This is a genomic window from Gordonia sp. C13 (assembly GCF_023218005.1).
GTDB classification, from domain to species: Bacteria; Actinomycetota; Actinomycetes; order Mycobacteriales; family Mycobacteriaceae; genus Gordonia; species Gordonia namibiensis.
The window spans coordinates 63,712-71,559 of sequence record NZ_JALPSY010000031.1 but is presented as its reverse complement, the minus strand read 5'-3'; the positions used below and the strand labels follow the sequence as shown (position 1 = coordinate 71,559).

6 protein-coding genes are annotated in these 7,848 nt (G+C 67.0%); 5 read left to right on the top strand and 1 reads right to left on the bottom strand.

Features of this window, described 5'->3' with window-relative positions; all coding sequences use genetic code 11:
- Positions 1-47 precede the first annotated feature (47 nt).
- Positions 48-1,160 (bottom strand): NAD(P)/FAD-dependent oxidoreductase, encoded by a 1,113-nt coding sequence (locus M1L58_RS20200; RefSeq protein ID WP_248660248.1) that lies wholly within the window; start codon positions 1,158-1,160, stop codon positions 48-50.
- Between the two features lie 68 nt (positions 1,161-1,228).
- Here M1L58_RS20200 and M1L58_RS20195 point away from each other — a divergent pair, with 68 nt between their 5' ends.
- From M1L58_RS20195 to M1L58_RS20175, 5 genes are all read left to right on the top strand, one after another.
- Positions 1,229-2,458, top strand: a complete 1,230-nt coding sequence (locus tag M1L58_RS20195; protein ID WP_248660247.1) for a glucose-1-phosphate adenylyltransferase family protein — start codon at positions 1,229-1,231, stop codon at positions 2,456-2,458.
- Positions 2,437-4,137: a phospho-sugar mutase gene (locus M1L58_RS20190; RefSeq protein WP_248660246.1), complete on the top strand. Its 1,701-nt coding sequence runs from the start codon at positions 2,437-2,439 to the stop codon at positions 4,135-4,137. The genes M1L58_RS20195 and M1L58_RS20190 overlap by 22 nt, the downstream gene beginning before the upstream one ends.
- Before the next feature lie 149 nt (positions 4,138-4,286).
- Positions 4,287-4,718, top strand: coding sequence for a helix-turn-helix transcriptional regulator (locus M1L58_RS20185; protein ID WP_232715185.1), 432 nt, complete (start codon positions 4,287-4,289; stop codon positions 4,716-4,718).
- Between the two features lie 20 nt (positions 4,719-4,738).
- Entirely contained in the window at positions 4,739-5,149 is a 411-nt protein-coding gene (locus M1L58_RS20180) for a VOC family protein (RefSeq protein WP_035751617.1), read from the top strand.
- Between the two features lie 169 nt (positions 5,150-5,318).
- Positions 5,319-7,730, top strand: coding sequence for an ATP-binding cassette domain-containing protein (locus M1L58_RS20175; RefSeq protein ID WP_248660245.1), 2,412 nt, complete (start codon positions 5,319-5,321; stop codon positions 7,728-7,730).
- Positions 7,731-7,848: the final 118 nt, after the last annotated feature.

The following is a 7,848-nucleotide window of genomic DNA, read 5'->3' as shown; positions in this document are numbered from 1 at the left end:
GGCGGGAAATCGTGAGCGTGTACGGAGATCCTGAGCGCCCCGCGTTCTCAGCCCAACAACCCGACCACGTACTCACCGATCGCCAGGCATGAGGTGATCCCCGGCGACTCGATGCCGAACAGATTGACCAGCCCGGCGACGCCGTGTGTGGCCGGCCCGTGGATGACGAAGTCGGCGCCCGCCTCGCCCCGGCCGCTGGTCTTGGGCCGGATGCCCGCGTACGCGGGAGTCAGTGTCCCCGAGGGTAATCCGGGCCAGTAGCGGCGGATCGAGGTCTCGAAGTCGGTCAGGCGTGTCTCGTCGACCGAGTAGTCGAGCTCCCCGCCGTCGGACCCGCTGTCCAACCACTCCACGTCGGGCCCGAACCGTGCCGCCCCGGCGAGGTCCATGGTGAAGTGCACGCCCAGACCGCCATCGACAGGTACCGGGTAGACCAGGTGCTCGAATGGTGATCGGGCACCGGACAATCCGAAGTAGTTGCCCTTCGCCAGGTGTCGCGGTGGGATCGGAGCGTCGAACCCGTCCAGGGAGCGGGCAACGTCCCACGCACCCAATCCGGCGCAGTTCACAAAAACACGCGCCGACGCCGATCCGCCCTCAGCGGTGTCGACGGTGACTCCACCGCCGTCGACGCGCCCGCCGATCACCTTGCTGCGCAACGCCACTGCGCCACCAGAGGACTCGAGGTCGCGTCGCAGCGCCCGGACCACCCCGTCGACGTCGACGATCCCGGTCGACGGTGACAGCAGTGCCGCCACGCCGTGCACGTCTGGTTCCAACTCATGGAGTTCGACGCTGCCGATCCGTCGCAGGTCGTCGACACCATTCGCGTGCCCGTGCCGGAGCAGAACATCGAGCCGGTCGGTCTGGGCGTCGTCGGTGGCCACGATCAGCTTTCCGGGACGACGCCACGAAACGCCGTGCTCGTCGCAGTATCGGGTGAGGAGTTCGCGTCCCTGCACGCACAACCGAGCCTTCAAGCTGCCTTCGGGATAGTAGATACCGGCGTGGATGACCTCCGAACTCCGCGACGTGGTCTGCGTACCGACCGCGTCGGCGGCCTCGAGGACGATGACCTCACGCCCCGTCGACGCCAGCGCACGGGCCACGGCCAGACCCACGATCCCGCCGCCGACCACCAGGCAATCGGTTCGTTCCACCGGGTTCTCCCTTCTCGTCGCGGATCAATCATCCCGGTACGAGTCACGTTCTCGGGCACACTGGGCTGATGCGGCACTCTGATGTTCTCGCGATCGTGCAGGCCGGTGGGCGTGGTTCCCGGATGGAGGTGCTGACCGATCGGCGGGCCAAACCGGCGTTGCCGTTCGCGGGGAACTATCAGCTCATCGACTTCCCGCTGTCCAACCTGCACCACAGTCACGTCGACGACGTCTGGCTGTGCGTCCAGTACGAGGCGGAGACGTTGACCCAGCTGGTCGCCGGTGGGCGCCCCTGGGACCTCGACCGCACCAGCGGCGGGCTGCGGATCGTCATGCCCGAGCAGACCGACGCACCCGAGACCGAGGACGGTTTCGCCACCGGCAACGCCGACCTGCTCTACCGGATCCGCGACCGCATCGCCGAACACGGTCCGGCCGAGGTGATCGTCATGAGCGCCGACCACGTCTACGACTTCGACTTCCGCGACGCGCTCGCCACCCACCGCAGCCGCGGTGCGGAATGCACCGTCGTCACCACGACCTGTTCGCTGGAGGAGGCATCCCAGCACGCCACCGTCACCTCCCGGCGCGACGGCACCGTCCGCGAGTTCCGCTACAAACCCGACCGGGCGACGACCCGCACGATCGCCACCGAGATCTTCATCTACGACCCGCAGGTACTCATCGAAGGACTCGAGAGCCTGGCGCGCGAGACGACGGTGGGTACGGCCAAGGACGACACCGGCCTCGGCGACTTCGGCGAACACCTCGTGCCGTGGTTCATCGACCGCGGGAAGACGGTCGCGCACGCGATGCAGGGGTACTGGATCGATGCTGGGCGCCCGGAGACCTACCTGCAGGCCCACCGAGACCTGATCGACGGCCAGATCGACGTCTTCCGCGCCGAGCGACCGGTCCTGACGAACCAGCCGCAACGCGCCGCAGCCCGTATCGAAGCCGGGGCCGTCGTCGAGGACAGCCTCGTCAGCAGCGGCGCCCACGTGCGCGGAACCGTTCGACGCAGCGTCCTCGGACCGGGCGTCGTCGTCGAGAAGGGGGCCACCGTCGTCGACTCGGTCATCTTCGGTGACACCGTCATCGGCGCCGGCGCGACCGTCGCCTGGTCGATCCTCGACGAACGCGTCCGAGTGGGGCCGCGGGCCACGATCGGTGGCCATCCCCGAACCCGGCCGGTGCCTACCGAGAAGATCACCCTCATTGGGATGGACACCCAGATCCAGCGGGGGGCCAAAGTGCCCCTCGGCGACCGCGTCGAATGTCACCGTCGCATTCGCTGACTGATAGCGTCGCGCGGGTGATCGAGACCGCGTGTACCTGGCGAGACCACGACCCGGATCCGGCGACCCGCGCCGAACTCACCCGCCTCATCGAGGCGGCCGAATCCGGAGATGCGGCGGCCGCCGCCGATCTCGACTCCCGATTCCGCGGCCCACTGACCTTCGGTACCGCCGGACTGCGCGGCGAGGTCGGGGCAGGGGAGACCCGTATGAACGTCGCGGTCGTCACCCGCGCCACGTACGGCCTCGGCAGCTACCTCATCGACACCGTCGGACCCGACGCGCACATCGTCGTCGGCTGCGATGCCCGGTACGGTTCCGATGCCTTTCTCGATGCCACCGCTGAAGTCCTTGCCGCACAGGGCCTCACCGTCCTGACGCTTCCACGTCAGCTGCCGACACCGGTGACCGCCTACGCGACCCGCGCGCTCGACTGCGACGCAGGGGTGATGATCACCGCATCGCACAATCCGCCCGCCGACAACGGCTACAAGGTGTACCTCGGTGGCCGCGCCACCGACGCCGCCGGTCGTGGCGTCCAGATCGTCCCGCCCGCCGACGAACAGATTGCGGCCTTCATCGACGCAGCTCCGCCGGCCGACGAGATCGCCCGCGACGGAACCTCCGTCATGGCCCTCGATGATGCAACGGTCGACGCCTATATCGCCCGAGCCGCCGGACTCCGACCCGGCACCGACCCGAGCCCGGTGCGCGTCGTCCTGACCCCGATGCACGGGGTGGGCGGTGCGACGGCGCTGTCGGTGCTGAACGCCGCGGGTGTCACCGACGTCCACGTCGTCGACGAACAGTTCTCCCCGGACCCGGATTTCCCGACCGTCGCCTTCCCGAACCCGGAGGAACCCGGAGCCCTCGACCGCGCGCTCGACCTCGCCCGCGACGTCGACGCGCATGTGCTGATCGCCCTCGACCCGGACGCCGACCGCTGTTCGGTGGCCACCCCCACCCGCGACGGCTGGCGGCAGCTCACCGGCGACGAGATCGGCTGGCTGCTGGGCGAACAGGCTGCCCGCGACAACGACCGCAGCGGCGACACACTGGCCTGCTCGATCGTGTCGAGCCGACTTCTGGGGAGGATCGCCGCCCACCACGGTCTGCGATTCGCCGCGACCCTCACCGGCTTCAAATGGATTGCCCGGACACCCTATCTACGGTTCGGCTACGAGGAGGCCATCGGGTACTGCACCGACCCGGAGGCCGCGCGTGACAAGGACGGGATCTCCGCGATGGTCCGCGTCATCAGCCTCGTAGAAGAACTTGCAACCGATGGCCGCACACTCGCCGATCTGCTCGACGACCTCGCACGACGCCACGGCCTCCACGCAACGGCTCCACTGACGATCCGCGTCGACGACCTCGCCGAGATCGGACAGATGATGTCCCGGTTGCGCTCGACGCAGATCGAGACGCTGGCCGGTTCCGAAGTCGTCGAGGTCCTCGATCTCGCCGCGGGTTCCGCCGACCTTCCGCCCACCGACGCACTCGTGCTGCGCACGGCCGCCGACGATCGGGTCATCGTGCGGCCGTCGGGAACCGAACCGAAGCTGAAGTGCTACCTCGAAGTCGTCCTCGATTGTGCGGATGGCGAGGTCCCGCACGACCGTGCCGCCGGACGACTGGAAGCGATCAGCGCGGACATCGCAGCACTTCTCCGTGGCTGAGCTCCCTCCGTGTCTGATCCGAAAGAACGCGGACGCGACGCCCCCTCCGCTGTCTGAGGTGCGAGGAGCGTTAGCGACGAGCCACGAAGACCTGGTGACCGTCCCCGATAGCCGGCCCACACCCGAATCCGGAGCCTACGATCAACCCCGTGGCCCGTTCTGATTCCGATCAGCGTTTGCGTGACCTGATCCTGCTCCGCCAGGTCCGTGACCGGATCGACCGTGAGTACGCGCAGCCGCTCGACGTCGAAGCTCTCGCGCGGGGCGTCAACATGTCGGCCGGGCATCTGAGCCGGAAGTTCCGCCAGACCTATGGCGAGTCGCCGTACTCCTACCTGATGACCCGCCGCATCGAGCGCGCGATGACCCTGTTGCGCCGGGGCGACCTCAGCGTCACCGAAGTGTGTTTCGAGGTCGGCTGCCAGTCGCTCGGTACGTTCAGCACACGATTTACCGAACTGGTCGGGGTACCACCAACCGTCTATCGCGAGCAGTCCGCCGACGCCACCGACGGGATCCCGGCGTGCATGGCCAAGAACATCACCAGACCGATCAGGAATCGAGAAGCACAGCGGGGGTGAGGATGCCTAGCCTGACATTCATGAACATCAGCATCCAGTACGCATTCCTCCCGCACACCGATGGCGAAGCGGCCCTCGGCTTCTACCGCGACATCCTCGGCTTCGAAGTCCGCAAGGACGTCGGCTACGAGGGCATGCGATGGCTGACGGTCGGCCCGCCGAATCAGCCGGGCACGTCGATCGTGCTGTACCCGCCGGCTGCCGAACCGGGCATCACCGATGCCGAACGCCAGACCATCCTCGAGCTGATCGCCAAGGGCAGCTACGGCGCGCTCACCCTGGCCACCGAGGACCTCGACGGCCTGTTCGAGAAGCTCCAGGCCAGCGGCGTCGACATCGTCCAGGAGCCGATGGACCAGCCCTACGGTGTCCGCGACGCCGCGGTGCGCGATCCTTCGGGCAACCTGATCCGCATCGACCAGGCGGCCTGAAGGTGTGCGGCGCCGGTCGATTGCCGCCACCCGAAGCGCTCGACGGGGTAGTTGCCGAATCACCGATGACTCTCCTGGTTGGATCGAGTCAGACCAGTTCGACCACGGAAATCCTGCCCGCACAAGACGATGGCTGCGCTCCGAGACGCGCCGCCGTGATGGAGACACGATGAGCCCTGCCTCGCGCACGAAGTCGACGCCCCGGTCTGCCCCGGTCGCCGACTACGACACCCATCCCGCCGACACCCATGACCGCATCCGGGTACACGGGGCCCGCGAGAACAACCTCAAGAACGTCGACGTCGAGCTGCCCAAACGTCGGCTCACGGTGTTCACCGGAGTGTCGGGTTCCGGCAAGAGTTCTCTGGTCTTCAGCACGATCGCCGCCGAATCCCAGCGCCTCATCAACGAGACCTACAGCGCGTTCGTGCAGGGCTTCATGCCGTCCATGGCCCGGCCCGACGTCGACGTCCTCGAAGGTCTCACGACGGCGATCATCGTCGATCAGGAACGCATGGGCGTCAACGTTCGGTCGACGGTCGGCACCGCCACCGACGCGAACGCGATGCTACGAATCCTGTTCAGCCGCTTGGGTAAGCCGCATATCGGTTCGCCGCAGGCATTCTCGTTCAACGTGGCGTCGATCAGTGGTGCGGGCGCGGTCACCGTCGAGAAGGGCGGCCAGAAGACCAAGGAGCGCCGCAGCTTCTCGATCACCGGCGGCATGTGTCCGCGGTGTGAGGGGCGCGGCGAGGTCTCCGACTTCGACCTCACCGCGCTCTACGACGCGTCCAAGTCGCTCAACGAGGGCGCGCTGACGATCCCTGGCTACACCATGGACGGCTGGTACGGGCGGATCTATCGCGGCTGCGGCTTCTTCGATCCCGACAAGCCGATCGCCAAGTACACCAAGAAGCAACTCAACGACCTGCTTTACAAGGAGCCGACACGGATCAAGGTCGATGGCATCAACGTCACCTTCGAGGGTCTGATCCCCAAGATCCAGAAGTCGATGCTGAGCAAGGACCGCGAGGCGATGCAGCCGCATATCCGCGCCTTCGTCGACCGCGCCATCACCTTCCAGACCTGCCCGGACTGCGAGGGGACCCGACTCACCGCCGAGGCCCGGTCGTCGAAGATCAACGGCATCTCCATCGCCGACGCCTGCTCGATGCAGATCAGCGATCTGGCCCAGTGGGTCGCCGAACTCGACGAGCCGCCGGCTGCGCCACTGATCAAATCGCTCCGCGAACATCTCGACGCCTTCGTCGACATCGGTCTCGGCTACCTGTCACTCGACCGCCCGGCCGGAACCCTGTCCGGCGGTGAAGCCCAGCGCACCAAGCTGATCCGACATCTCGGATCGTCGCTCACCGACGTCACCTACGTGTTCGACGAGCCGTCGATCGGTCTCCACCCCCACGACATCCAGCGCATGAACGACCTCCTCCGCGCGCTGCGGGACAAGGGGAACACGGTGCTGGTCGTCGAACACAAGCCCGAGGTCATCGCCATCGCCGACCGCGTCGTCGACCTCGGTCCGCGAGCCGGCACCGACGGCGGTGAGATCGTCTTCGAGGGCACGGTCGAGGAACTGCGTTCCGCCGATACTCTCACCGGACGTCACCTCGACGACCGCGCGTCGGTCAAGGCCGAGGTCCGCACGCCCAGCGGCGCTCTCGAGGTCCGCGGCGCAGACAAGCACAACCTGCAGAACGTCGACGTCGACATCCCGCTCGGCGTCCTGGTTGTACTCACCGGTGTCGCCGGTTCGGGCAAGTCCTCGTTGATCAACTCGTCGGTCGCCAACGCCGAGGGCGTGGTCTCGATCGATCAGACCGCGATCAAGGGTTCCCGACGCTCGAACCCGGCCACCTACACCGGACTACTCGAACCGATCCGCAAGGCCTTCGCCAAGGCCAACGGGGTCAAGCCCGCTCTGTTCAGCGCCAACTCGGAGGGCGCCTGCCCGAACTGCAACGGTGCCGGCGTCGTGTACTCCGACCTCGCGATGATGGCCGGGGTTGCGGCCCCATGCGAGGTGTGCGAGGGCAAGCGTTTTCAGTCGGAGGTGCTCGAGTACACGCTCGGTGGGCGCAACATCAGCGAGGTCCTTGAGATGTCGGTGGCGCAGGCCGAGGCCTTTTTCGCCGACGGTGACGCCAAACTGCCTGCGGCGCACAAGATCCTCCTCCGCATGGTCGACGTCGGCCTCGGCTACATCAAGGTCGGTCAGCCGCTCACGACGCTGTCCGGTGGCGAACGCCAGCGTCTGAAGCTGGCGACGCACATGGGGGAGAAGGGTGACGTGTACATCCTCGACGAGCCCACGACCGGCTTGCACCTCGCCGACGTGGAACAACTTCTCGGACTGCTCGACCGACTCGTCGACTCGGGTAAGTCGGTGATTGTCATCGAGCATCACCAGGCGGTCATGGCGCACGCGGACTGGATCATCGACCTGGGCCCGGGCGCCGGCCACGACGGCGGTCGGATCGTCTTCGAGGGAACGCCGGCCGACATCGTCGCCGACCGGTCGACGCTGACGGGGCAGCATCTGGCCGAGTACGTCGGCAAGTGAGGTGCCCGTGTTCCGTTCCTGCTCAGCGCACTGGAGTAGGAACGGAACACGTCCCTCGGCGTGTTTCACACTGTGGACTTGTCAAAGAACGACTGCGGTCCCGGCTCGGTGCTCAAGT

Coding starts and splice junctions, on each gene's coding strand:
- M1L58_RS20190 (WP_248660246.1), top strand. CDS start 2,437: ATGTCACCGTCGCATTCGCTGACTGATAGCGTCGCGCGGGTGATCGAG.
- M1L58_RS20180 (WP_035751617.1), top strand. CDS start 4,739: ATGAACATCAGCATCCAGTACGCATTCCTCCCGCACACCGATGGCGAA.
- M1L58_RS20195 (WP_248660247.1), top strand. CDS start 1,229: ATGCGGCACTCTGATGTTCTCGCGATCGTGCAGGCCGGTGGGCGTGGT.
- M1L58_RS20175 (WP_248660245.1), top strand. CDS start 5,319: ATGAGCCCTGCCTCGCGCACGAAGTCGACGCCCCGGTCTGCCCCGGTC.